Origin of the sequence: Leclercia sp. LSNIH3, assembly GCF_002935105.1 — a bacterium.
GTDB lineage: Bacteria > Pseudomonadota > Gammaproteobacteria > Enterobacterales > Enterobacteriaceae > Enterobacter > Enterobacter adecarboxylatus.
In genome coordinates this window covers 525,202-548,444 of sequence record NZ_CP026387.1, presented here as the reverse complement: position 1 = coordinate 548,444, position 23,243 = coordinate 525,202, and the positions used below count along the sequence as shown (strand labels likewise).

Genomic DNA, 23,243 nt, shown 5'->3' with positions numbered 1-23,243 from the left:
GAAAGTTTTTCAGCTGCCTTACGCTGAAACGTGATAGCCGTCAAACAACGCTACGCGGATTTATTTTACTCTGTGTAATAAATAAAGGGCGCTTAGATGTCCTGTCCACGGCACGGTTCTCCCCCCGGGCCAATGCGTGAAAACGTAAAAAAAGCACAAATACTCAGGAGCACTCTCAATTATGTTTAAGAATGCATTTGCTAACCTGCAGAAGGTCGGTAAATCGCTGATGCTGCCAGTATCCGTACTGCCTATCGCAGGTATCCTGCTGGGCGTCGGTTCTGCAAACTTCAGCTGGCTGCCAGCCGTAGTTTCTCATGTGATGGCCGAAGCAGGCGGTTCTGTTTTTGCTAACATGCCACTGATCTTCGCCATCGGCGTTGCGCTTGGCTTCACCAATAACGACGGCGTATCAGCTCTGGCTGCTGTAGTTGCATACGGCATCATGGTTAAGACCATGGCTGTGGTAGCCCCTCTGGTGCTGCATTTACCTGCTGAAGAAATCGCGGCAAAACACCTGGCTGATACGGGTGTTCTGGGCGGTATCATTTCGGGTGCGATTGCGGCATATATGTTTAACCGCTTCTATCGCATCAAGCTGCCTGAGTATCTGGGCTTCTTTGCAGGCAAGCGTTTCGTACCAATCATCTCTGGTCTGGCGGCGATCTTCACCGGTGTGATCCTCTCCTTCATCTGGCCACCGATTGGTTCCGCGATCCAGACCTTCTCCCAGTGGGCTGCATACCAGAACCCGGTAGTGGCGTTCGGTATCTACGGCTTCATTGAGCGTTGCCTGGTACCGTTTGGTCTGCACCACATCTGGAACGTTCCTTTCCAGATGCAGATCGGCGAATACACCAACGCAGCAGGTCAGGTCTTCCATGGCGACATCCCTCGTTACATGGCAGGCGACCCAACTGCAGGCAAACTGTCTGGCGGCTTCCTGTTCAAAATGTACGGCCTGCCGGCTGCTGCGATTGCAATCTGGCACTCTGCTAAACCAGAGAACCGTGCAAAAGTGGGCGGTATCATGATCTCCGCAGCGCTGACCTCGTTCCTGACCGGTATCACCGAGCCGATCGAGTTCTCCTTCATGTTCGTTGCGCCGATCCTGTACATCATCCATGCGGTTCTGGCTGGCCTGGCGTTCCCAATCTGTATTCTGCTGGGTATGCGTGACGGTACGTCCTTCTCGCACGGTCTGATCGACTTTATCGTTCTGTCCGGTAACAGCAGCAAACTGTGGCTGTTCCCAATCGTTGGTGCGTGCTACGCGGTGGCGTACTACACCATCTTCCGCGTGCTGATCAAAGCACTGGACCTGAAAACACCAGGCCGTGAAGATGCGACAGACGACGTTAAAGCTGGCGCGACCAGCGAAATGGCTCCGGCACTGGTTGCAGCGTTCGGCGGTAAAGAGAACATCACTAACCTGGACGCGTGTATCACTCGTCTGCGTGTGAGCGTTGCTGATATCGCGAAAGTTGACCAGCCGGGTCTGAAAAAACTGGGCGCAGCAGGCGTAGTTGTTGCAGGTTCCGGTGTACAGGCTATCTTCGGTACTAAATCCGATAACCTGAAAACCGAAATGGATGAGTACATCCGCAGCAACTAAGTTGTGACCTGGGGAGACTAAGGCAGCCGAATGGCTGCCTTTTTTATTGCCTGTTGCCTGTTGCCTGGTGCCTGGTGGCGCTGCGCTTTCCTGAGCACACAACATTCAGGGCTCTGAGGTGGGTAAGGCACAGCCGTCATCCGGCCAACAGCGCGCATAAAAAAAGGGAGCCTTCAGGCTCCCTTTGACGACAGAATATTATCAGAACTGATAGCTTGCGGTCAGGCTCACGTTGCGCGGTTCGCCATACACAATTTCGCCTTCAACGTTGGTGTCGTAGGTCTTATCGAAGAGGTTATTCAGGTTACCCTGCAGGGAGAAGTTCTTCGTCACCTGGTAACGCGTGAAGAGGTCCACCAGCGCGTAGCTGCCCTGCGATGCACGCCAGGTGCCATAAGGCGTGTCCTGATAGGTATACACGCTGTTTTGCCAGTTAACGCCGCCGCCAACGGTCAGCTCAGGCATCGCCGGCAGACGGTAGCTGGTAAACAGTTTTACGGTCGTGCGCGGCAGCTGCGGGTTCACCGCCTTGCCCTGGTTATCTTCCGCAACGTAACGCGTTGCACCAAAGGTCATCTGCCAGTTATCGGTCAGCGCACCGTTGATTTCAAACTCAACGCCTTTACTTACCGTACCGTCAACGCTCTCGTAAGCCACATCGGTGGAGCCCTGAATGGTCCGGCCGGTGCTTTGGCCCAGGTTATCCTGCTCAATACGGAACACGGACAGCGTGGTGGTCAGTCGGCTGTTCATCCAGTCGGATTTCAGGCCCGCTTCGTAGTTATTACCGGTGATCGGGTCAAGATATTTTCCGGAGCTGTCGCGGTAGTTCTGCGGCTGGAAGATAGAGGTATAGCTGGCGTAGGCAGACCAGTTGTCATTGATGTCGTAAACCAGACCCGCATAAGGCGTGGTATGGTTTTTCTCCATGCCGTAGGTCAGGGTGTCTACACTCCAGTTGGTATAACGGGCACCAAGAATTAAATGCAGAGGATCGGCCAGTGAAATGCGCGTCGCGGCGTACAGCGATTTCATATTGGTGGTGTCATCCTGAGCCAGCGACTGCGATCCCCAGTTGGTTTCCGGGAAGTAACCGTTATAGTCGTAGAAACTGCCGAACTCATCCGGGTAGACGTTAGCCCACGAGTTAGTGTAACGGTTCGTCTGACGGCTGAAGCTGCCGCCAATCATCATGGTGTGCTGGCGGCCTAACAGTTCATAGCCACCGTCAGCGAACAGATCCACCGCATCCACTTTACGCTTACCGCTGTTCCAGCCGGTGCCGCCAATGTAATCATAGCCTGGGCCATAGTTCGAATAGGGGCCTTCCAGCATGCCAGTGCTCTTATTCACAAAGGCATCGATGTACATCGCTTTACTGTCGAACTTCGCTTCGGTATGGGTCGCATTCAGCGTGGCCTGCCAGTCGTCGGCAAAGCGCTGCTTCAGGGTGAAGAAGACCTTATTGAACTCTTTGTCGTTGTAAGCCCAGTCTGGCGACGTGCTGTGCGCACGATCGTAATGTTTGGTGCTGCCGTCGGTGTTCCAGCGCGGCAAACCGCCCCAGGTCTGGTTATTGATGTCGATACGCTGGTATTCGTAGCCGGCGGACAGCGAGGTGCTGGTGCCCAGGTCGGCGTCCAGAATCCCGGAGAAGAAGGTTCGCTTCTGATTGTAGTTGTCGAGCCAGGAATCACTGTCCTGATAACCCGCTACGATGCGGCTGCGCAGATTGCCGTCTTCCGTCAGCGGGCTTTGCATATCCATCACGTAACGCTGTTTGTTCCAGCTGCCGTATTCAGCCGACAGATTGGCCTTAAATTCGCGGCTGGTGGCATGTTTACGCACCATATTGATCGCCGCAGACGGGTTGCCTGTACCGGTCATCAGACCGTTAGCGCCGCGCACCACTTCGACCCGCTCAAACAGAGCCGTGTCTGACTGCGAATCGCCCAGATTCCAGCGTGACTCGAAATAGGTTGGGATGCCATCGACCATATAGTTGTCGATTTCAAAACCACGGGAATAAAAGTTGCTGCGATCGGAGTCAGTGGTGCTTTTGCTGATCCCCATCGTGTTATCCATCACGTCGCCCAGGGTTTGCAGCTGTTGGTCTTCCATGCGTTGTTCGCTGACGATGGTGACCGACTGCGGAATGTCACGCTGCACCATCTGCATTTTGGTGCCTACGGTCGTGGTTTTTACGCTGTAGTCCTGGCTTTCATCCGCGGCGTCCGACGCCGTTGAACCATCAACAATAACGGTCTCTTCGGCCGGAGCGGCGAAGGTGGCCACTGGGGTCAACGCGAAGGCAATACAGGCTGCGAGCAGCGAAGGTTTAGCGACAGGCTGGCGCTGCCCGTCCCTGGTATAATTCATGAAAGACATCAATAAACCTTTCTGAGTGAAGTGTGAATGTTATGCCTCAGTTCCGTAAGTACAGACTGAGATCGTTATCGGTTTTTGAAATGCGCATGTAAATGCAAATGCGAAATATACGCATTGTGATTAACCCTGTAAACAGACGTTTCAGCCGTATCTGAAATTCTGTTTTAAGATTTAAGGGGAGGGCGCAGTGGGCGACAGCGTATAAATTGCGCTATAAGGAAAGAATTCGAGGGATAAGGTTGAAAGGATTAGAGAAAGTCGCTCATACTCTTGAGTCGTGTCACATAATAGTGCGCCTGCGACGGGGGGTTATCTCCGGGCACGTCGGCAGATTAAATGAACAAGGAAAATCTCATGGCTGAAGAAACTATTTTCAGTAAAATTATCCGTCGCGAGATCCCGGCGGATATCGTCTATCAGGACGATCTGGTTACCGCTTTTCGCGATATTTCTCCGCAGGCTCCTACGCACATCCTCATTATTCCTAATATTCTGATTCCGACGGTAAATGACGTGAAAACTGAGCATGAACTGGCATTAGGCCGTATGCTGACAGTAGCCGCGAAAATTGCTGAGCAGGAAGGCGTGGCCGAAGACGGATACCGTTTGATCATGAACTGCAACCGCCACGGTGGTCAGGAAGTTTATCATATTCATATGCATCTGCTCGGCGGTCGCCCGCTGGGACCGATGCTGGCGCATAAAGGTCTCTAAGATGCCTGCAGGACGGATTGCGATACTGTTCATCATGATGGTGCTGGCGGGATGTAAATCTCAGCCAGCGATACCCGTCAATGATGAACAATCGCTGGTAATGGAATCATCAGTGCTGGCAGCAGGTATCACCGCCGACAAGCCTTCTCTAACGATCAGCGAAATTCAACCATCCGCTTCCTCTGTGCTGTTTAATGAAAGAGATGAGGCGGTTACCGTCCATTACCGATTTTTCTGGTATGACGCCCGTGGCCTGGAAATGCATCCACTTGAAGCACCGCGTAGCGTAACGATCCCGGCGAATTCGTCGGTTAAACTTTACGGCGGCGCAAATTACCTGGGCGCGCATAAGGTCAGACTTTATCTATATCTCTAAGGGGTGAATTTTGATTAAAAACATCAGTCGTTACACGCTTGTCACGGCTTTTGCACTGTTCCTGTCGGGCTGTATTAGCCGCACTGAGCAACCACCCGCACCGGTGGAAGAGGTGAAACCGGGTGTTGAGCAGCCGGTTCAACCGACCCAGCCTGTGCCAACCGTGCCTACTGTGCCGTCCGTACCTGAGCAACCAGGCCCGATAGAACATCAGGAAGAGCCCGCGCAGCCTGCGCCGCGTGAGCGTCATTACGACTGGAATGGCGCGATGCAGCCAATGGTCGGCAAAATGTTGCAGGCGCAGGGCGTCAACGCAGGCAGCGTACTGCTGGTGGACAGCGTCAACAACCGTACCAACGGCAGCCTGAATGCCGGGGAAGCCACCGAAACGCTGCGCAATGCCCTGGCCAACAACGGCAAATTTACCCTCGTGTCGGCGCAGCAGCTGGCCGTGGCCAAGCAGCAGTTAGGCCTCTCTCCACAGGACAGCCTTGGCTCACGCAGTAAAGCCATCGGCATTGCCCGCAACGTAGGCGCGCAGTATGTGCTCTACTCCAGCGCGACCGGCAACGTCAACTCACCAGCGCTGCAAATGCAGCTGATGCTGGTTCAGACAGGTGAAATTATCTGGTCGGGCAAAGGTGCAGTTCAGCAACAGTAATCTGACGCGCGACACAGTGCTGTCGCGCTTTTTCCCGCAATATCGTCTTATCGCGCCGCAAACCCACGCCGGGTTGAGCGGCGCGAGTTGCATTATTGAGCATGCCGGACAGCGGCTGGTGCTACGCCAGTATCACGCTGCACTGGCCACGCCAGCCCATTTTCGACGCCAGTATCATGCGCTCCGCCATCTTCCCGCCGACATTGCTCCTCAGCCGCGGTTTTACAGCCCCGGCTGGATAGCCGTCGATTATCTGTCCGGCGAGATCAAAACCGGGTTACCCACCGCACCAGCGCTTGCCGCAATGCTGTATCATCTGCATCAACAGCCCAGGTTTGGCTGGCGTATCACCCTGGCCCCGCTGCTGGAGCAGTACTGGTTGCAGGCCTCGCCGTCCCGGCGCACGCCGTTATGGCTACGATGGCATAAGCGGTTGCAAAAACGGGGCGAGCCGCGCCCGCTGCGACTGGCGCCGCTGCATATGGATGTTCATGCGGGTAATATCGTGCATACAGAGACCGGCTGTCGGCTGCTGGACTGGGAATACGCCGGAGACGGCGACATTGCCCTCGAGCTGGCCAGCGTCTGGTCTGAGAGCGACGCCCAGCGTCAGCTGCTGCTCGCCGCGTACAGTGAGATCGCGCAGCTTGACCGCTTCCTGCTGCAACGCCAGGTGAATCGCTGGCGCCCGTGGGTGCTGATGCTGATGGCAGGCTGGTTTGAGCTGCGCTGGCAACAATCACAAGACAAACATTTTATTACGCTGGCCGATGAGATCTGGCGCCAGTTAGAAACAACAGAATAAGAGAGGTTCGTGTGGGTCCGGTCATGTTGGATGTGGAAGGTTATGAACTGGATGCGGAGGAGCGCGAGATTCTGGCGCATCCGCTGGTGGGTGGTCTGATCCTGTTTATGCGCAATTATCACGATCCGGCGCAGTTGCGGGAGCTGGTGCGTCAGATCCGTGAAGCTTCTCATCACCGTCTGGTGGTGGCAGTCGATCAGGAAGGCGGCCGCGTGCAGCGTTTTCGCGAGGGCTTTACCCGTCTGCCTGCCGCCCAGTCATTTGCGGCGTTACTCGGGCTTGAAGAGGGCGGCAAACTGGCGCAGGAGGCCGGCTGGCTGATGGCCAGCGAAATGATCGCCATGGACATTGATATCAGCTTTGCACCTGTGCTGGACGTGGGCCATATCAGTGCCGCCATCGGGGAGCGCGCGTATCACGAGGATCCGCAGAAGGCGCTGCAAATCGCCACCCGCGTTATCGACGGGATGCATGAGGCCGGAATGAAAACCACCGGCAAACATTTCCCTGGGCACGGTGCCGTCACGGCGGATTCCCATAAAGAGACCCCGCGCGACCCACGCCCGCAGGCGGAGATCCGCGCCCGGGATATGTCGATTTTCAAATCGCTGATCAGCGACAACAAGCTCGATGCCATCATGCCCGCGCATGTGATCTACCCCGATGTCGATCCGCGTCCAGCGAGCGGCTCGCCGCACTGGCTGAAAACGGTCCTGCGCCAGGAGCTGGGCTTCAACGGTGTGATTTTCTCTGACGATCTGTCGATGGAAGGCGCGGCGATCATGGGCAGCTACGCCGAACGCGGCCAGGCATCGCTGGACGCGGGTTGCGATATGATCCTGGTCTGCAATAATCGTAAAGGCGCAGTCAGCGTGTTAGATAACCTGTCGCCGATCAAGGCTGAACGTGTTACACAATTGTATCATAAAGGTTCTTTTAGCCGTCAGGATCTGCGGGATACAGCACGCTGGAAAACGGTGAATGCGCAGCTTGAGGCGCTTCATGAGCGCTGGGAAGCGCATAAAGCGGGGCAATAACCCCTCCTGGCAAGCGTAGTGTGGCGAGGATACGATGATCATCTATTTGCACGGTTTTGATTCGAACAGTCCCGGTAATCACGAGAAAGTCCTGCAGTTGCAGTTTATCGACCCGGATGTACGGCTGATTAGCTATAGCACACGCCATCCGAAGCATGATATGCAGCATCTGCTGAAAGAAGTGGACAAAATGTTGCAGTTGAACGTTGACGATCGCCCGTTGATCTGTGGCGTCGGCCTCGGGGGATACTGGGCGGAGCGCATCGGGTTCTTGTGCGATATTCGCCAGGTGGTGTTCAATCCAAACCTGTTCCCGAACGAGAACATGGAAGGCAAGATCGACAGGCCGGAAGAGTATGTCGATATTGCCACCAAGTGCGTAAGCAACTTTCGCGAAAAGAACCGCGATCGCTGTCTGGTGATCCTCTCCCGCAACGATGAGGCACTGAACAGCCCACGTGCCGCGGAGCTGCTGCACCACTACTACGAGATTGTCTGGGATGAAGAGCAGACGCATAAGTTCAAGAATATTGCCCCTCATCTGCAACGTATCAAAGCGTTCAAGACATTAGGTTAATTCCTGATTACAGCCTAAGCCCGGCCACGTAGCGTGAGCCGGGCTTTCTTTTTGCTAAGCTTGTGTAAATTTTAAGCGGCAAAACTTGATGCATATCAATTTTGGTATGACCAATGCACCGAACATGTTATTCTCATGACAGTTGAATGGTTTCAGTGCTGTAACCTGTTGTTAATTAAAGGTTATTTTCATAACTTTTAGTTAACAATTGGTTAATAATTTAGGGGGTCACGTTGACTACGCCATTGAAAAAGATAGTGATTGTGGGTGGTGGTGCTGGCGGTCTGGAACTGGCTACGCAGTTAGGAAAGAAGCTTGGTCGCGGTAAAAAGGCCAAAGTAACACTCGTCGATCGTAACCACAGCCACCTGTGGAAACCGCTCTTGCACGAAGTGGCTACCGGTTCTCTGGATGAGGGCGTTGACGCGCTGAGCTATCTGGCACATGCGCGCAACCACGGTTTCCAGTTCCAGCTGGGTTCGGTGATGGATATCAACCGCGAAAGCAAAACCATTACCCTGGCAGAACTGCGTGATGAGAAGGGCGAGTTGCTGGTACCGGAGCGCAAGCTGGCGTATGACACGCTGGTTATGGCGCTGGGCAGCACCTCTAACGACTTCAACACCCCGGGCGTGAAAGAGTACTGCATCTTCCTCGACAACCCGCACCAGGCGCGTCGTTTCCATCAGGAGATGCTGAACCTGTTCCTGAAATACTCCAATAATCTCGGCGCAAATGGCAAGGTTAATATCGCCATCGTGGGCGGCGGTGCTACCGGCGTTGAGCTTTCTGCGGAGCTGCATAACGCGGTCAAACAGCTGCACAGCTACGGCTACAAAGGGTTAACTAACGACGCCCTGAACGTGACCCTGGTGGAAGCGGGAGAGCGTATTCTGCCTGCGCTGCCGCCGCGTATCTCTGGCGCTGCTCACAACGAGCTGACCAAGATGGGCGTGCGTGTCCTGACTCAGACCATGGTCACCAGTGCCGATGAGCATGGCTTGCACACCAAAGATGGCGAATACATCAAAGCCGATCTGATGGTCTGGGCGGCAGGTATCAAGGCGCCTGATTTCATGAAAGAGATTGGCGGCCTGGAAACAAACCGCATCAACCAGCTGGTGGTAGAGCCAACGCTGCAAACCACCCGCGACCCGGACATTTACGCCATTGGTGACTGCGCCTCCTGCGCACGCCCGGAAGGCGGGTTTGTTCCTCCTCGCGCTCAGGCCGCTCACCAGATGGCCAGTCTGGCGCTGCATAACATCCTGGCGCAGGCGAAAGGCAAAACCCTGAAGAATTACGTCTACAAAGACCACGGTTCTCTGGTGTCGCTCTCAAACTTCTCTACAGTGGGTAGTCTGATGGGTAACCTGATGCGCGGCTCGATGATGGTAGAAGGGCGCATTGCGCGCTTCGTCTATATCTCGCTGTACCGTATGCACCAGGTGGCGCTGCACGGTTACTTCAAAACCGGACTGATGATGCTGGTTGGCAGCATCAACCGCGTGATCCGACCGCGACTGAAACTGCACTAAGACCCATGCCCCTCCGCACTCGCTGGAGGGGCTTTTTCAGCATATTCTTCTGTGTATCTCGCCCCTGGGGTCTAAGAGTCCTCCTAAACAGACCTTTTTTGTGTTTATCCCCACGTTTTTAATCCTTTCTCTGATTTGCGGACACACCTCTTTAGTTGCAGAATTGTTACCAATAGCAACGAAAAGGAGAACGTCCCATGAATAAATCCATGGTGGCAGGTATAGGGATTGGCGTGGTTGCCGCGTTAGGCGTGGCGGCAGTTGCCAGTCTTAATGTCTTTGAACGTGGCCCACAATACGCGCAGGTTGTTTCGGCGACACCCATTAAAGAGACGGTGAAAACACCGCGTCAGGAGTGCCGTAATGTAACCGTAACGCATCGTCGTCCGGTGCAGGATGAAAACCGGATTGCCGGATCCGTACTGGGTGCAGTGGCAGGTGGCGTGATTGGTCATCAGTTTGGTGGCGGGCGCGGTAAAGATGTCGCGACTGTTGTGGGTGCGCTGGGCGGCGGTTATGCCGGTAACCAGGCTCAGGGAGCACTCCAGGAGCGGGATACTTACACCACGACGCAGCAGCGTTGTAAAACCGTTTATGACAAATCGGAAAAAATGCTCGGCTACGATGTGACGTACAAAATTGGCGATCAGCAGGGCAAAATTCGCATGGATAAAGATCCCGGCACGCAAATCCCTCTCAACGGTGATGGGCAGTTGGTACTGAATAATAAAGCATAAAAAAATCTGTTCTCTGCGTTTAGCTCCTCATTCGCTCAGGCTGGGGAGCTTTTTTTATTTATAAAAAAGACCTCAACCCCCGCAGCGATGCGTCAGGAATAAGGTCTTTCTTAAGGATAAAGCAGGGTTAACCGTGGTTAAAGGTCAAATTCGTTATCCTGGCGCAGTAACATAAATCCTGTTATCAGTACGGAAAGGAATGCAAATAAAACTGACCCACCACATAAAACCCAGAGACCGAATAACAATGTAATGACCATTAACACCTTGAAAAATGGTAATAGCAAAATCATTTTTATTCTCCTTCTGAATGTGAATAGCCAGAACATCTCCCTTATGACCACGCGTCTAATCATTAGCACGTCAATAATCACCCGTTAAGGATAGCAAGCGGCAGACATGTGGTGATAGTTTTTACCTATCTTTAAACAGATTTGTCTGAAAGTGGGGCAGAAGCAGGGCGGTAAACCGCCCTTTTTTGATCAGGATTTCAGGAGTTCAGGCCACAGGCGCAAGGTGGTTTGCGTGATAGTCTGCAGTTTTTCCAGGCTGGCACCTTCCCGGGCGCTGATTGACATTCCCTGCAGAATGCAGCTCAGATACTGCGCCAGTTTTTGCGGATCGCACTGGGCGGGGATCTCACCGCGCTGCTGACGTTGCTGTAAAAACCGGCACAGCGTCTCTTCCTGCATCGCATGGCGAGATTTAACCGTATGGGCAATCTCTTCTGACGACGCCGCCAGCGTCGCTGACGTGTTAATCATAAAACAGCCTGCGGGCGTGTCTTTGCTGGTAAAGCAGGTCGCCACTGCGGTGAAGTAGTCTTCCAGCGCGTCTTCAACGCGCTTCTCTTCGCAAAACAGCTGCGCTTCATGGCGGGCAGCGAATCGGCTGATATAGCGATCCAGCACCGCGCGGAACAGTCCTTCTTTATTGGTAAATTCTGCGTACAGCGTAGGCGCTTTGGCCCCGGTCGCTGCGACCAGGTCAGCCAGCAATGTGGCTTCATACCCATGCTGCCAGAACAATGTCATGGCCTTGTCCAGCGCCGCTTCCCTGTCGAACACTTTTGGTCGGCCACGGCTTTTCTTAGCGCAACGCGTGTCATCGGTTGTCATGAGCCGTTGTACCTCAATTGGTTTGTTGAATGACCATTATAAAAATAATCCCTTCTGGCAGCCAGCGCTGAATTCATAAAATAAATATCTTCATATCAATATGAATTTAAACGCTTTTAATTTTATTTTAACGATCGTTATAAAAATAGTTTGACCGTGATGGGGATCACATTTATCATTTAGTTATCGATCGTTAAGTTAATGCTTACGACATCCCATCACTTGCATAAGGTTCTCATTATGAAAAACGTAAAAACACTGATCGCCGCAGCCGTACTAAGCTCACTCTCTTTTGCCAGCTTCGCTGCTGTGCAGGTTCAGTCTACCCCTGCGGATCAACAAAAAGTGGGCACGATTGCCGCAAATGGCGGGCCTAACCTGGGTTCACTGGAAAGCCAGTTGGCGCAAAAAGCCGATGAGATGGGTGCAAAATCTTTCCGTATCACCTCTGTTACCGGTCCAAATAACCTGCACGGTACTGCGGTGATCTACAAATAAGCCTGGCTTAACCCTCATTAATGCCACTGCGAAAAAAACGCTCTGCAATTGCAGAGCGTTTTTTATTTGGCTATCTGGCTACAGGGCCTGAACCTCAGCATGGCGGGTAACATCCACCGGCATTCCCGAGCGGGCCTCCATTGCTCGCTCCATCACTGTTTCATCTGCACTGGCTTTGAAGCTCTGCTGGGCACTATTCAACACAATCGGCAGGGTCTGGGGATCGTCATTCAGCTGCTTCGAGAGCGGTTGATGCACCTCCACCAGCCGCACGCCGCCTGGCTCTTCTGACACTTTAACCGGCGTATTCATGATATTCACTTTGGTGCCGGGCTGTATGACGCGGAACAGCGTCTCAATGTCATTATCACGCAGGCGAATACAGCCGGAGCTGACGCGCATGCCAATCCCGAAATCGGCGTTAGTGCCGTGCAACAGGTAGACACCACCGTAGGCGGCGAGACGAATCGCATGATGTCCCATCGGGTTTTCCGGCCCGGCAGGCACGACCGCAGGCAGATCGATGCCCTGGGCTTTATAACGGGCGCGGATATTGGCGGTCGGGGTCCAGGTAGGGTTGGCGCGTTTGTCCGATACCGTGGTCACCATGGTTGGCGTCAGGGTATCGCCCCCCAGCTGGCCAATGCCAATGGGATAGACCGTGACCTCATTTTTACCCGGCGGGTAATAATAGAGACGCAGTTCGGCCAGGTTGATCACTATTCCTTCCCGGGGTGCGTCGGGGAGCAGGGTCTGCAACGGGATGGTCAGCACGCTGCCCGCGCGGGGAACATAGGGATCCACCCCAGGGTTAGCCTGGAGCAGGGCCAGAAAGCCGACATTATATTTTTTGGCAATCGCTTCCAGCGAGCCGCCGTCATTTTCCACCACATGAAAGCGATTCTCGCCCACGAGACGGCTGCCTGACGGGGGCAGGGGCCAGGTATTGGCCCGGGCCGGCAGAGCAAAGGCCAGGGTCGAGAGCAGCGCAACCAACGATATCCAACGGGTAAAACGCGGAGTTGTCATCATCACCAGAATCCATAGCAATAAAGATTATTGTTATCTGAAAGTTAATTGATAATTATGGCGAATGGACGTGTCGGGAAATCCAGGCGTATTGCAAAGAGTTGTAAATTGCGCGGGGAAATCAGGCCGGGCGATCGTAGGATCGCCCAGCAGTAGGTCAGGCGACGGCGTTCTCTTCGAGCTGACGCATAAAGTTACGCACCCATTCCATGCGGGTTTTCCGTTCCGCCAGATCCTGAGTGAATTTCAAACGCGTCGGGCCGTCCAGGCGATAGTGCTGAGGCTGCTTTTGCAGCAGGCTAATCAGCCACATCGGATCGACATGGTTCTTCTCGGCAAACTCAATCATGCCGCCTTTATCGTTCCCTTCAAGTTTGCGGATCCCCAGTTTCTGCGCCTGCTGACGTAACCGGGCGATATCCAGCAGGTTACGCGCCGCATCCGGCAGCAGGCCAAAGCGGTCGATCAGCTCTACCTTGATCTCGTCGAGGCTCGCTTCGTCTTTGGCGCTGGCAATGCGTTTATAGAATGACAGACGGGTATTAACGTCCGGGATAAAGTCATCTGGCAGCAGGGCGGGCATCCGCAGTTCGACTTCTGTTTGCTGGCTGGTGAGATCTTCCAGTGATGGCTCACGGCCTGCCTTGAGGGCATCGACGGCGTTCTCCAGCAGTTCCATATACAGCTGGAACCCGATGGTCTCCATCGATCCGCTCTGATCTTCACCAAGCAGTTCACCCGCGCCGCGGATCTCGAGGTCGTGCGTCGCCAGCGCAAAGCCAGCCCCCAGATCTTCCAGCGAGGCGATAGCTTCAAGACGTTTTTGCGCATCGGTGGTCATCGCCTTCGGATGCGGGGTCATCAGCCAGGCATAGGCCTGATGGTGCGAACGCCCGACACGACCACGCAGCTGGTGAAGCTGCGCCAGACCAAAGTGATCCGCCCGCTCAATGATGATGGTATTGGCGGTAGGAATGTCGATCCCGGTTTCGATGATGGTGGTACACACCAGCACGTTGAACCGCTGGTGGTGGAAGTCGTTCATCACCCGTTCCAGCTCGCGTTCGCGCATCTGCCCGTGGCCGATGGCGATCCGCGCTTCCGGTACCAGTTCCGCCAGCCGGTCGGCCGCTTTCTGGATATTTTCCACGTCGTTATAGAGATAGTAGACCTGGCCGCCGCGCAGGACTTCACGCAGGATCGCCTCGCGTACCACCAGATTATCGTATTCACGTACAAAGGTTTTCACGGCCAGACGACGGGCCGGTGGGGTGGCGATAATCGACAGATCGCGCATCCCGCTCATCGCCATGTTCAACGTGCGCGGGATCGGCGTGGCCGTCAGGGTGAGGATATCGACATCGGCGCGCATCGCTTTAATGCGCTCTTTATGGCGCACACCAAAGCGGTGCTCTTCATCGACAATCAATAGCCCCAGATCTTTCCACTTCACATCGCTCTGCAGCAGCTTATGGGTACCGATCAGAATATCGATTTTGCCTTCGCTGGCCTGCTCCAGGATCTGCGCCTGCTCTTTAGCGCTGCGGAAACGCGACATCATCTCAATGCGCACCGGCCAGTTGGCAAAGCGGTCGCGGAAGTTATCGTAGTGCTGCTGCGCCAGCAGCGTGGTCGGCACCAGGACCGCCACCTGCTTGTTATTCTCTACCGCGAGGAAGGTGGCACGCATGGCCACTTCGGTTTTCCCGAAGCCCACGTCGCCGCACACCAGCCGGTCCATCGCCAGCGGCTGACACATGTCGCTCAGTACGGCATTGATTGCCTGGGCCTGATCCGGGGTAGTTTCAAACGGGAAGCTGTCGCAGAACAGCTGGTACTGCTCTTTATCGTGTTTAAAGGCGTAGCCAGACTTCGCCGCACGCTGGGCGTAGATATCCAGCAACTCTGCCGCCACGTCGCGAACTTTTTCCGCCGCTTTCTGCCGCGCCCGCGCCCAGGCATCACCACCGAGTTTATGCAGGGGGGCATTCTCTTCTGCGCCGCCTGCGTAGCGGCTGATCAGGTGCAGGGATGACACAGGGACATAGAGTTTGGCGTCGTTGGCGTACATCAGCATCAGGTATTCGCCCTTGATGCCACCGGCTTCCAGCGTCGTCATCCCCGCATAACGGCCCACGCCATGTTCGAGATGGACAATCGGCTGGCCAGGATGCAGCTCTGCCAGGTTACGGATCAGCGTGTCGGGGTTGATGGTGCGGCGGCTGTCCTGGCGACGGCGGGCCACACGCTCACCCAGCAGATCGCTTTCGCAGATCAGCGCCAGGTTATTGAGCGTATCAATAAACCCGTGTTCAGCAGCACCGATCATCAGATAGCGCCCGTTACCGCTGGCTTCGTCCAGACGCAGGATGCGCTTTGGCGCCACTTTGATGCGGCTGAGCAGTTCGCCCAGCGCTTCACGACGCCCTTCGCTTTCAACCGAGAAGATCACCGGGCCGGTAAAGGCTTCGAGGAACTTGCGCAGGTTATCCAGCGGGGATTTATTCTGCGCCTGCACCGCGAGGTCCGGCAGTGGTTGATAGGCCAGATTGGTGTTGGCGGCTTTGTCCGGCAGGCTGTCCGTTTTAAGCTGCACGCGCGGCCAGCGCTTCAGCTCGCTGAAGAGTTCGTCAGTGCGCAACCACAGCAACTCCGGCTCGAGCAGCGGGCGCATCGGGTCCACGCCGCGGTTTTCAAAGCGGGCACGGGTTTCACTCTCAAAACGGTTGGCGCTGGCTTCCAGATCGCCGGTGTTGAGCACCAGCGTATTGGCCGGGAAATAGCTGAACAGGGCGGGCAGCGGCTCGCTGAAGAACAGCGGCTGCCAGTACTCGATCCCCGTCGGCAGGGTGCCTTTGCTCACCTGCTGATAAATATGCTCGGCATCGCGCTTGACCTCAAACTTGTCGCGCCACTGGCTGCGGAACAGTTCGATGGCGGCTTTGTCGGTCGGGAACTCGTGCGCTGGCAGCAGGTTGATGGCCTCCACTTCCTCCAGCGTACGCTGGGTGTCAGCGTCAAACAGGCGCAGGCTGTCGATCTCATCATCGAAGAAATCCAGACGATACGGCAGCGCGCTACCCATCGGGAAGAGATCGAGCAGGGCGCCGCGGGTGGCGTACTCCCCGTGCTCCATCACCTGATCCACATGGCGATAACCTGCGCTGTCGAGCTGGACGCGCAGTGCATCCCGCGACAAACGCTGGCCCTTTTTCATCACCAGCGCATGGCCGTGCAGATAGCTGTGCGGGCAGACGCGCTGCATCAGGGTATTTACCGGCACAATCAGCACGCCGCGCTGCATCGTGGGCAGCTGATAGAGCGTGGACAGGCGCGAGGAGATAATCTCCTGATGCGGCGAGAAGCTGTCGTAGGGCAGGGTCTCCCAGTCGGCAAGACTGGTAACCAGCTGATCGGTAAACTGGCGGATCTCATCATGCAGGCGCAGGGCGTTTTGCATATCCGGCGCGACCAGCACCACTGGCCCCTGATGACGCTCTGCAATTTCCGCAACCAGCGTGGCGCAGGCTGCGCCGGTCAGTTCACCCAACTGGCGTTGGTCGCCCGCTTTGCCGGGCAGGGAAAAACGATATTGTTCAGGCATGGCTTTGTCAGGATCTCTTAGTGGGCATATCACTGATACACAATGTCTTTATTATCCTTGATCGTTTTACATTAGCAAATCGTAACCGCACGCAGCGTGAAGACGCCCCCGCAGGGGCGCTAGCGCGTGGCCTGAACCGGCGTCAGACGGGCAGGCGGGCTAAAGAAGAAATCTCCGGTTAGCGCAGTGGAGAGTTTACGCGCGCCCAGTCCCACGAGGGTGCAGACCAGCAGGCTGGCAAAGGGATACAACAGTACCACCATCAATTCCGCCCACATCGGCCAGGTTCCGCTGTTCAGCTGGTGGATCATAAACAGGCTGACCCCTTCGATCAGAATGCGGTGGGTGGTGTAGATCGCAATGGTGTTAGAGCCAACCACGTTCAGCAGATTGTCAGGGCTGACGGAAAAACGCTGCTCAAAGCGGTAGAAAAGGGCCATGATCAGCAGAATCGACAGCAGCGACAGCGGCAGGGGAACCCCGACGAACCACAGCACCACGGAGACCACGCCAAACGCCGCTACCGCCAGCGCGTCACGCCGCCATACCCGGGCCTGCATCCACGCCATCAGCTGCACCCCATACCAGGCACCGAGGCTGTAATAGATCATATTGCGCACCACGCTGTTCATCCCCCACCACGGCAGCGGCAGAAAATTAATCGCGATGCTGACCAGCGCCAATAGTCCAATGAGCGGCAGCTTCCAGCGGCTCAGCAGCTTGCAGAGGGTGAAATAGACCACCAGCGCATAGAGGTACCACAGGCTGGTGCTGGCGGTGAGCATTCCGGTGATAAAGCCACTCAGCGAGTCGGCATAGGCGGCGTTCGAGGCGGTATTGAGATCCCGCTCCGGTGCCAGCCACGCATTCAGATGGGTCAATGCCTGCCACTGCAACACGCCCCACAGCGCCAGAACCCAGATAATGCTCCAGAGCCGTTTATCCACGCAGGTTTTCCAGTCCACCTCGTCAATATAGCGCCGCACCAGATACCCTGAGATAAAGAAGAACACCGGCATACGGAAGGGGGCGAGATAAAGATTGAACGTCACCCAACATTTGGCGAGCAGCACCGAAAGCGGAGCGTGCAGGGCCTCAAGGTGGGGATAAAAGGTGATCACCGAGTGGTAAATAACCACCAGGCAGATGCACAACCCCTTTATCTGGTTAATCCATAGTGCTTTTTGTTTCATCGCTTACCGGGTCCTGTTTTTCATCGTCATCGAACGGGTAAGTGTGTTCAGCCGCTGGCGGGATGTAACGGGTAAGAGTCTGTAAGCGGACGATTTTCAGAAAAACTGCAAAGTAAGGGTGAGGAAGCGGAGGGGCAGGTAGCGGTTACTGCCTTGATTTAGCCATATTTTTCGGATAATTGATTATCAAAGCTTCGGGTATCAGTCATTTACCCTTAGCGGATTCGCTTATATACTCGTGGGTCTGCTACCAGCAAACAGACGGATTTCATGTACCAACCTGTCGCACTTTTCATAGGCTTACGTTATATGCGTGGGCGCGCCGCGGACCGTTTCGGTCGCTTTGTCTCCTGGCTTTCAACCATTGGCATTACGCTTGGCGTGATGGCACTGGTGACGGTAATGTCCGTCATGAACGGCTTTGAGCGCGAGCTGCAAAATAATATTCTGGGGCTGATGCCGCAGGCCATTCTCTCATCCAGCAGCGGTTCGGTGGATCCGCAAAAGCTGCCAGAAAGCGCCGTTAAACTGCAGGGCGTGAGCCGGGTGGCGCCGATCACCTCCGGTGATGTGGTGCTGCAGAGCGCGCGCAGCGTGGCGGTCGGGGTAATGCTCGGTATCGACCCGGCGCAAAAGGACCCCCTGACGCCGTTTCTGGTTAATGTCAAACAAAGCGATCTCGCTCCCGGCCAGTACAATGTGATCCTTGGCGAACAGCTGGCCGGCCAGCTTGGCGTCAACCGCGGCGATCAGCTGCGGGTGATGGTCCCTTCCGCCAGCCAGTTCACCCCGATGGGGCGTTTGCCAAGCCAGCGCCTGTTTAACGTCATCGGCACGTTTGCTGCTAATAGCGAAGTGGACGGCTATCAGATGCTGGTCAATATTCAGGACGCCTCGCGCCTGATGCGCTACCCGCTCGGCAATATTACCGGCTGGCGTCTGTGGCTTAACGAGCCGCTGAAAGTCGATGTCCTGAGCCAGCAAACCCTGCCGGAAGGCACCAAATGGCAGGACTGGCGCGAACGTAAGGGCGAGCTGTTCCAGGCCGTGCGGATGGAAAAGAACATGATGGGCCTGCTGCTGAGCCTGATTGTGGCGGTCGCTGCGTTTAACATTATTACCTCGCTTGGCCTGATGGTGATGGAGAAGCAGGGCGAAGTGGCGATTTTACAAACCCAGGGGCTGACGCCGCGACAGATCATGGCCGTGTTTATGGTGCAGGGTGCCAGCGCCGGGATTGTTGGCGCGTTACTGGGGGCGGTACTCGGTACGCTGCTCGCCAGCCAGCTGAACAATCTGATGCCGATCATCGGCGCGTTTCTTGATGGCGCGGCACTGCCTGTGGCCATTGAGCCGCTGCAGGTCGTTGGTATCGCCCTGGTGGCGATGGTCATTGCCTTACTCTCCACGCTTTATCCTTCATGGCGCGCTGCCGCCACCCAACCCGCTGAGGCTTTACGTTATGAATAAGATCCTGTTGCAATGCGACAACCTGTGCAAACGCTATCAGGAAGGCACGGTGCAGACGGATGTCCTGCACAATGTCAGCTTCAGCGTCGGGGAAGGGGAGATGATGGCGATTGTCGGCACCTCCGGCTCCGGGAAAAGTACCTTACTGCACCTGCTCGGCGGGCTGGATACCCCAACCTCCGGGGATGTGGTGTTTTCCGGTACGCCCCTGAGTTCAATGTCGTCGAGCGCCAAAGCCGATCTGCGTAACCGCGAGCTGGGCTTTATCTATCAGTTCCACCACCTGCTGCCGGACTTTACGGCGCTGGAAAACGTGGCGATGCCGCTGCTGATCGGTAAAAAGAAACCTGCTGAAATCAACGCCCGCGCCAGCGATATGCTGAAGGCAGTAGGTCTCGGCCATCGCGGCAATCATCGCCCGTCAGAACTCTCCGGCGGCGAGCGTCAGCGTGTGGCGATTGCCCGTGCGCTGGTCAACAACCCGCGCCTGGTGCTGGCGGATGAACCGACCGGTAACCTCGACGCCCGCAACGCCGACAGCATTTTCCAGCTTCTCGGGGAGCTGAACGCCTCGCAGGGCACCGCATTTCTGGTGGTGACCCACGACCTGCAACTGGCAAAACGCATGTCCCGCCAGCTGGAGATGCATGACGGTCACCTGAATACTGAGCTGACCCTGATGGGAGCGGATTGATGGCTTCCCCGTTATCGTTACTCATCGGCCTGCGTTTTAGCCGGGGCCGTCGTCGCGGCGGCATGGTGTCGCTGATCTCCGTTATCTCCACCATCGGCATTGCGTTAGGAGTGGCGGTGCTGATCGTCGGTCTCAGCGCCATGAACGGCTTCGAGCGCGAGCTGAATAACCGTATTCTGGCGGTCGTTCCACACGGTGAAATTGAGCCGGTGAATCAGCCCTGGAATAACTGGGAAGAGGCGCTAAACAAAGTAGAAAAGGTGCCGGGTATTGCTGCTGCCGCACCGTACATCAATTTTACCGGGCTGGTGGAGAGCGGGGCGAACCTGCGCGCCATTCAGGTTAAAGGGGTCAACCCGCGTCAGGAAGAGAAACTCAGCGCGCTGCCGCAGTTTATTCAGAAAGAGGCCTGGGCGAACTTTAAAGCGGGCGAACAGCAGATCATTATCGGCAAAGGCGTGGCCGATGCGCTGAAAGTGAAGCAGGGCGACTGGGTATCGATCATGATCCCCAACGCCAGCGCCGATCATAAGCTTCAGCAGCCGAAACGCGTACGCCTGCACGTCACCGGTATTCTGCAACTGAGCGGCCAGCTGGATCACAGCTTTGCCATGGTGCCGCTGGAAGATGCGCGCCAGTATCTGGACATGGGCAGCAGCGTCACCGGTATCGCGCTGAAAGTTAACGACGTCTTTAACGCCAACAAGCTGGTGCGCGACGCCGGGGAAGTGACCAATAGCTATGTCTACATCAAGAGCTGGATTGGCACTTACGGCTATATGTATCGTGATATCCAGATGATCCGCGCCATTATGTACCTGGCGATGGTGCTGGTGATCGGCGTAGCCTGCTTCAACATCGTCTCTACCCTGGTGATGGCGGTAAAAGACAAAAGCGGCGACATCGCGGTGCTGCGTACGCTCGGGGCAAAAGACGGTCTTATTCGTGCCATTTTCGTCTGGTATGGTCTGCTGGCGGGGCTGTTTGGCAGCCTGTGTGGCGTGGTGATCGGCGTGGTGGTTTCGCTCCAGCTGACGCCAATCATCAACGGCATCGAGGCCCTTATCGGCCATCAGTTCCTGTCTGGCGACATCTATTTTATTGACTTCTTGCCATCAGAATTACACTGGCTGGACGTCGTTTATGTACTGGTCACGGCCCTGTTGCTGAGTCTGTTGGCGAGCTGGTATCCGGCGCGTCGCGCAAGCAAGATCGATCCGGCGAGGGTGTTAAGTGGCCAGTAATTTTACGTCATGACTGGTCGTCTTAGACACGCATCATTCGGGGTGCATCAGGATGGCAAGTCTGTGAAGCCCCGGACGCTTACACCGGTAAGTGGCTGGGGTAAACAGACGCCGCCAACGCAGAAGCAGCCTGAAGGATAAGGTGTATAGCCGCCAGATCAGAAAGAGGAATGCACTATGTATTATGGATTTGATATTGGCGGCACCAAAATTGCCCTGGGGGTATTTGATACCCAGCTCAAATTGCAGTGGGAAACCCGTGTTCCCACCCCGCGCGAAAGTTACGATGAATTCTTAACCGCTATTGCCGCACTGGTGGCCCAGGCCGATGAACGCTTCGGCGTGAAGGGGTCGGTGGGGATTGGCATTCCGGGGATGCCGGAGACCGACGACGGCAAGCTGTATGCTGCCAATGTCCCTGCTGCCAGCGGTAAGCCGCTGCGCGCCGACCTGACCCGACTGCTTGAGCGCGACGTGCGCCTCGACAACGACGCCAACTGTTTTGCCCTTTCTGAAGCCTGGGATGACGAGTTCCGGCAGTATCCGCTGGTGATGGGGTTGATCCTCGGTACCGGCGTCGGTGGCGGGATTATTGTTGAGGGTAAACCGGTCACCGGGCGCAGCTATATCACCGGCGAATTTGGCCATATTCGCCTGCCGGTGGATGCGCTGGAGGTCGTCGGGCGCGATTTCCCGCTGCTCCGCTGCGGCTGCGGCCAGCATGGCTGCATCGAAAACTATCTCTCAGGCGGGGGATTTGCGTGGCTTTATGAACACTTCTATCATCAAAAACGACAGGCGCCAGAAATCATTACGCTGTGGGAGCAGGGTGATGAACAGGCCATTGAGCACGTGGAACGTTATCTCGATCTGCTTGCCGTGTGCCTGGGCAACATCCTGACCATTGTCGATCCTGACCTGCTGGTGATCGGCGGGGGATTATCGAACTTTACGGCCATCGCCGAGCGGTTATCCGGTCGGCTGCCGCGTCATCTGTTGCCGGTCGCCCGTGTGCCGCGCATTGAGCGCGCGCGCCATGGCGATGCCGGAGGGATGCGCGGTGCCGCGTTCCTCCATCTCACCCGTTAGCCATACGAGGTTATTATGTTGTCGCGTCGGTCACATCGACTCAGCCGTTTTCGTCGAAACAAACGTCGCTTGCGTGAACGCTTACGCCAGCGGATTTTCTTCAGAGACAGGGTACTGCCAGAATTGATGGAAAAGCCAAGAGTGTTGGTCCTGACCGGGGCGGGGATCTCCGCCGAGTCGGGCATTCGAACCTTCCGCGCCACCGACGGGCTGTGGGAAGAGCATCGCGTTGAGGACGTGGCGACGCCGGAAGGCTTCGCCCGTAACCCGCAGCTGGTGCAGGAATTCTACAATGCCCGCCGTCGTCAGCTGCAGTCGCCGGAAATTGCTCCGAACGCGGCGCATCTGGCGCTGGCAAAGCTGGAAGAGGCGCTGGGAGATCGTTTTCTGCTGGTGACGCAGAATATCGATAACCTCCACGAGCGCGCGGGCAACCGCAACGTGATCCATATGCACGGCGAACTGCTGAAGGTGCGGTGTTCCGGCAGCGGCCAGGTATTTAACTGGACCGGCGATGTCACCCTTGCTGACAAATGCCACTGCTGCCAGTTCCCGTCCCCGCTGCGCCCGCACGTGGTCTGGTTTGGCGAAATGCCGCTGGGCATGGACGAGATCTATAGCGCGCTGGCGATGGCGGATGTGTTTATCGCCATTGGCACCTCCGGGCATGTTTATCCGGCGGCAGGATTCGTCCACGAGGCGAAGCTGCACGGGGCGCATACGGTGGAGCTGAACCTGGAGCCGAGCCAGGTCGGCAGCGAATTTGAAGAAAAAACCTACGGACTGGCGAGCGAAGTGGTGCCGACCTTTGTGGATAAACTGCTGAAAGGGTTATAACACGGAGATTTGCCGGGTA

The 23,243-nt window shown here is 55.8% G+C and carries 20 protein-coding genes; 15 read left to right on the top strand and 5 right to left on the bottom strand.

The window, feature by feature from the left end; genetic code table 11:
• The first annotated feature begins 181 nt into the window (after positions 1-181).
• Entirely contained in the window at positions 182-1,615 is a 1,434-nt protein-coding gene (ptsG, locus tag C3F35_RS02700) for a PTS glucose transporter subunit IIBC (RefSeq protein WP_032617560.1), read from the top strand.
• 201 nt (positions 1,616-1,816) lie between these two features.
• Here ptsG and fhuE read toward each other — a convergent pair whose 3' ends face one another.
• Positions 1,817-4,003 carry a ferric-rhodotorulic acid/ferric-coprogen receptor FhuE gene (fhuE, locus tag C3F35_RS02695; RefSeq protein ID WP_103792921.1) on the bottom strand — a complete coding sequence of 729 codons (2,187 nt, stop codon included), beginning with the start codon at positions 4,001-4,003 and terminating at the stop codon, positions 1,817-1,819.
• A 354-nt stretch (positions 4,004-4,357) separates the two neighbouring features.
• On the opposite strand from fhuE, the gene hinT reads away from it, so the two are divergent.
• The 8 genes from hinT (at position 4,358) to C3F35_RS02655 (ending at position 10,448) form a co-directional block, all read left to right on the top strand.
• Positions 4,358-4,717, top strand: coding sequence for a purine nucleoside phosphoramidase (gene hinT / locus C3F35_RS02690; RefSeq protein ID WP_032617562.1), 360 nt, complete (start codon positions 4,358-4,360; stop codon positions 4,715-4,717).
• 1 nt (position 4,718) lies between these two features.
• Positions 4,719-5,093 carry a YcfL family protein gene (locus C3F35_RS02685; protein ID WP_032617563.1) on the top strand — a complete coding sequence of 125 codons (375 nt, stop codon included), beginning with the start codon at positions 4,719-4,721 and terminating at the stop codon, positions 5,091-5,093.
• Positions 5,094-5,103: 10 nt separating this feature from the next.
• Positions 5,104-5,754, top strand: a complete 651-nt coding sequence (gene lpoB, locus C3F35_RS02680) for a penicillin-binding protein activator LpoB (RefSeq protein WP_032617564.1) — start codon at positions 5,104-5,106, stop codon at positions 5,752-5,754.
• On the top strand, positions 5,735-6,559 hold the full coding sequence (thiK, locus tag C3F35_RS02675) for a thiamine kinase (protein WP_103792920.1): 825 nt from the start codon (positions 5,735-5,737) through the stop codon (positions 6,557-6,559). The genes lpoB and thiK overlap by 20 nt, the downstream gene beginning before the upstream one ends.
• Before the next feature lie 11 nt (positions 6,560-6,570).
• Positions 6,571-7,596 (top strand): beta-N-acetylhexosaminidase, encoded by a 1,026-nt coding sequence (gene nagZ, locus C3F35_RS02670; protein WP_032617566.1) that lies wholly within the window; start codon positions 6,571-6,573, stop codon positions 7,594-7,596.
• A 34-nt stretch (positions 7,597-7,630) separates the two neighbouring features.
• Complete coding sequence (gene ycfP / locus C3F35_RS02665) at positions 7,631-8,173, top strand: alpha/beta hydrolase YcfP (RefSeq protein ID WP_032617568.1); 543 nt, start codon at positions 7,631-7,633, stop codon at positions 8,171-8,173.
• A gap of 233 nt (positions 8,174-8,406) precedes the next feature.
• A complete protein-coding gene (locus tag C3F35_RS02660; RefSeq protein ID WP_103792919.1) occupies positions 8,407-9,711 on the top strand; it encodes an NAD(P)/FAD-dependent oxidoreductase in 1,305 nt (434 codons plus the stop codon).
• Positions 9,712-9,908: 197 nt separating this feature from the next.
• The gene (locus tag C3F35_RS02655; protein WP_032617569.1) at positions 9,909-10,448 is read left to right on the top strand and encodes a glycine zipper 2TM domain-containing protein; all 540 of its coding nucleotides are present in this window, start codon (positions 9,909-9,911) and stop codon (positions 10,446-10,448) included.
• A 482-nt stretch (positions 10,449-10,930) separates the two neighbouring features.
• Here the strand turns inward: C3F35_RS02655 and C3F35_RS02650 are convergent, their stop codons facing one another.
• A complete protein-coding gene (locus C3F35_RS02650) occupies positions 10,931-11,566 on the bottom strand; it encodes a TetR/AcrR family transcriptional regulator (RefSeq protein ID WP_103792918.1) in 636 nt (211 codons plus the stop codon).
• 240 nt (positions 11,567-11,806) lie between these two features.
• On the opposite strand from C3F35_RS02650, the gene bhsA reads away from it, so the two are divergent.
• Complete coding sequence (gene bhsA, locus C3F35_RS02645) at positions 11,807-12,064, top strand: multiple stress resistance protein BhsA (protein ID WP_032617571.1); 258 nt, start codon at positions 11,807-11,809, stop codon at positions 12,062-12,064.
• Positions 12,065-12,142: 78 nt separating this feature from the next.
• Here the strand turns inward: bhsA and ldtC are convergent, their stop codons facing one another.
• The 3 genes from ldtC to C3F35_RS02630 all read right to left on the bottom strand — a co-directional run bounded on the left by ldtC (position 12,143) and on the right by C3F35_RS02630 (position 17,890).
• Positions 12,143-13,096, bottom strand: a complete 954-nt coding sequence (gene ldtC / locus C3F35_RS02640) for a L,D-transpeptidase LdtC (protein WP_032617572.1) — start codon at positions 13,094-13,096, stop codon at positions 12,143-12,145.
• A gap of 154 nt (positions 13,097-13,250) precedes the next feature.
• Positions 13,251-16,697: a transcription-repair coupling factor gene (gene mfd, locus C3F35_RS02635; protein WP_103792917.1), complete on the bottom strand. Its 3,447-nt coding sequence runs from the start codon at positions 16,695-16,697 to the stop codon at positions 13,251-13,253.
• A gap of 119 nt (positions 16,698-16,816) precedes the next feature.
• Positions 16,817-17,890 carry an acyltransferase family protein gene (locus C3F35_RS02630; protein WP_103792916.1) on the bottom strand — a complete coding sequence of 358 codons (1,074 nt, stop codon included), beginning with the start codon at positions 17,888-17,890 and terminating at the stop codon, positions 16,817-16,819.
• A gap of 270 nt (positions 17,891-18,160) precedes the next feature.
• On the opposite strand from C3F35_RS02630, the gene lolC reads away from it, so the two are divergent.
• From lolC to cobB, 5 genes are all read left to right on the top strand, one after another.
• Positions 18,161-19,360, top strand: coding sequence for a lipoprotein-releasing ABC transporter permease subunit LolC (gene lolC / locus C3F35_RS02625; protein WP_032617575.1), 1,200 nt, complete (start codon positions 18,161-18,163; stop codon positions 19,358-19,360).
• Positions 19,353-20,054 (top strand): lipoprotein-releasing ABC transporter ATP-binding protein LolD, encoded by a 702-nt coding sequence (gene lolD, locus C3F35_RS02620; RefSeq protein WP_103792915.1) that lies wholly within the window; start codon positions 19,353-19,355, stop codon positions 20,052-20,054. Before lolC ends, lolD begins: the two co-directional genes overlap by 8 nt.
• On the top strand, positions 20,054-21,298 hold the full coding sequence (lolE, locus tag C3F35_RS02615) for a lipoprotein-releasing ABC transporter permease subunit LolE (protein WP_032617577.1): 1,245 nt from the start codon (positions 20,054-20,056) through the stop codon (positions 21,296-21,298). Before lolD ends, lolE begins: the two co-directional genes overlap by 1 nt.
• Before the next feature lie 177 nt (positions 21,299-21,475).
• A complete protein-coding gene (gene nagK / locus C3F35_RS02605) occupies positions 21,476-22,387 on the top strand; it encodes an N-acetylglucosamine kinase (protein WP_103792913.1) in 912 nt (303 codons plus the stop codon).
• 15 nt (positions 22,388-22,402) lie between these two features.
• On the top strand, positions 22,403-23,224 hold the full coding sequence (cobB, locus tag C3F35_RS02600) for a Sir2 family NAD+-dependent deacetylase (RefSeq protein WP_103792912.1): 822 nt from the start codon (positions 22,403-22,405) through the stop codon (positions 23,222-23,224).
• Positions 23,225-23,243: the final 19 nt, after the last annotated feature.

What these genes read in the sequence shown, in the direction of transcription:
- ptsG (WP_032617560.1), top strand. Translation starts at nt 182, where the DNA reads ATGTTTAAGAATGCATTTGCTAACCTGCAGAAGGTCGGTAAATCGCTG.
- fhuE (WP_103792921.1), bottom strand. Translation starts at nt 4,003, where the DNA reads ATGTCTTTCATGAATTATACCAGGGACGGGCAGCGCCAGCCTGTCGCT.
- hinT (WP_032617562.1), top strand. Translation starts at nt 4,358, where the DNA reads ATGGCTGAAGAAACTATTTTCAGTAAAATTATCCGTCGCGAGATCCCG.
- C3F35_RS02685 (WP_032617563.1), top strand. Translation starts at nt 4,719, where the DNA reads ATGCCTGCAGGACGGATTGCGATACTGTTCATCATGATGGTGCTGGCG.
- ycfP (WP_032617568.1), top strand. Translation starts at nt 7,631, where the DNA reads ATGATCATCTATTTGCACGGTTTTGATTCGAACAGTCCCGGTAATCAC.
- C3F35_RS02655 (WP_032617569.1), top strand. Translation starts at nt 9,909, where the DNA reads ATGAATAAATCCATGGTGGCAGGTATAGGGATTGGCGTGGTTGCCGCG.
- C3F35_RS02650 (WP_103792918.1), bottom strand. Translation starts at nt 11,566, where the DNA reads ATGACAACCGATGACACGCGTTGCGCTAAGAAAAGCCGTGGCCGACCA.
- bhsA (WP_032617571.1), top strand. Translation starts at nt 11,807, where the DNA reads ATGAAAAACGTAAAAACACTGATCGCCGCAGCCGTACTAAGCTCACTC.
- ldtC (WP_032617572.1), bottom strand. Translation starts at nt 13,096, where the DNA reads ATGATGACAACTCCGCGTTTTACCCGTTGGATATCGTTGGTTGCGCTG.
- mfd (WP_103792917.1), bottom strand. Translation starts at nt 16,697, where the DNA reads ATGCCTGAACAATATCGTTTTTCCCTGCCCGGCAAAGCGGGCGACCAA.
- C3F35_RS02630 (WP_103792916.1), bottom strand. Translation starts at nt 17,890, where the DNA reads ATGAAACAAAAAGCACTATGGATTAACCAGATAAAGGGGTTGTGCATC.
- lolC (WP_032617575.1), top strand. Translation starts at nt 18,161, where the DNA reads ATGTACCAACCTGTCGCACTTTTCATAGGCTTACGTTATATGCGTGGG.
- lolD (WP_103792915.1), top strand. Translation starts at nt 19,353, where the DNA reads ATGAATAAGATCCTGTTGCAATGCGACAACCTGTGCAAACGCTATCAG.
- lolE (WP_032617577.1), top strand. Translation starts at nt 20,054, where the DNA reads ATGGCTTCCCCGTTATCGTTACTCATCGGCCTGCGTTTTAGCCGGGGC.
- nagK (WP_103792913.1), top strand. Translation starts at nt 21,476, where the DNA reads ATGTATTATGGATTTGATATTGGCGGCACCAAAATTGCCCTGGGGGTA.
- cobB (WP_103792912.1), top strand. Translation starts at nt 22,403, where the DNA reads ATGTTGTCGCGTCGGTCACATCGACTCAGCCGTTTTCGTCGAAACAAA.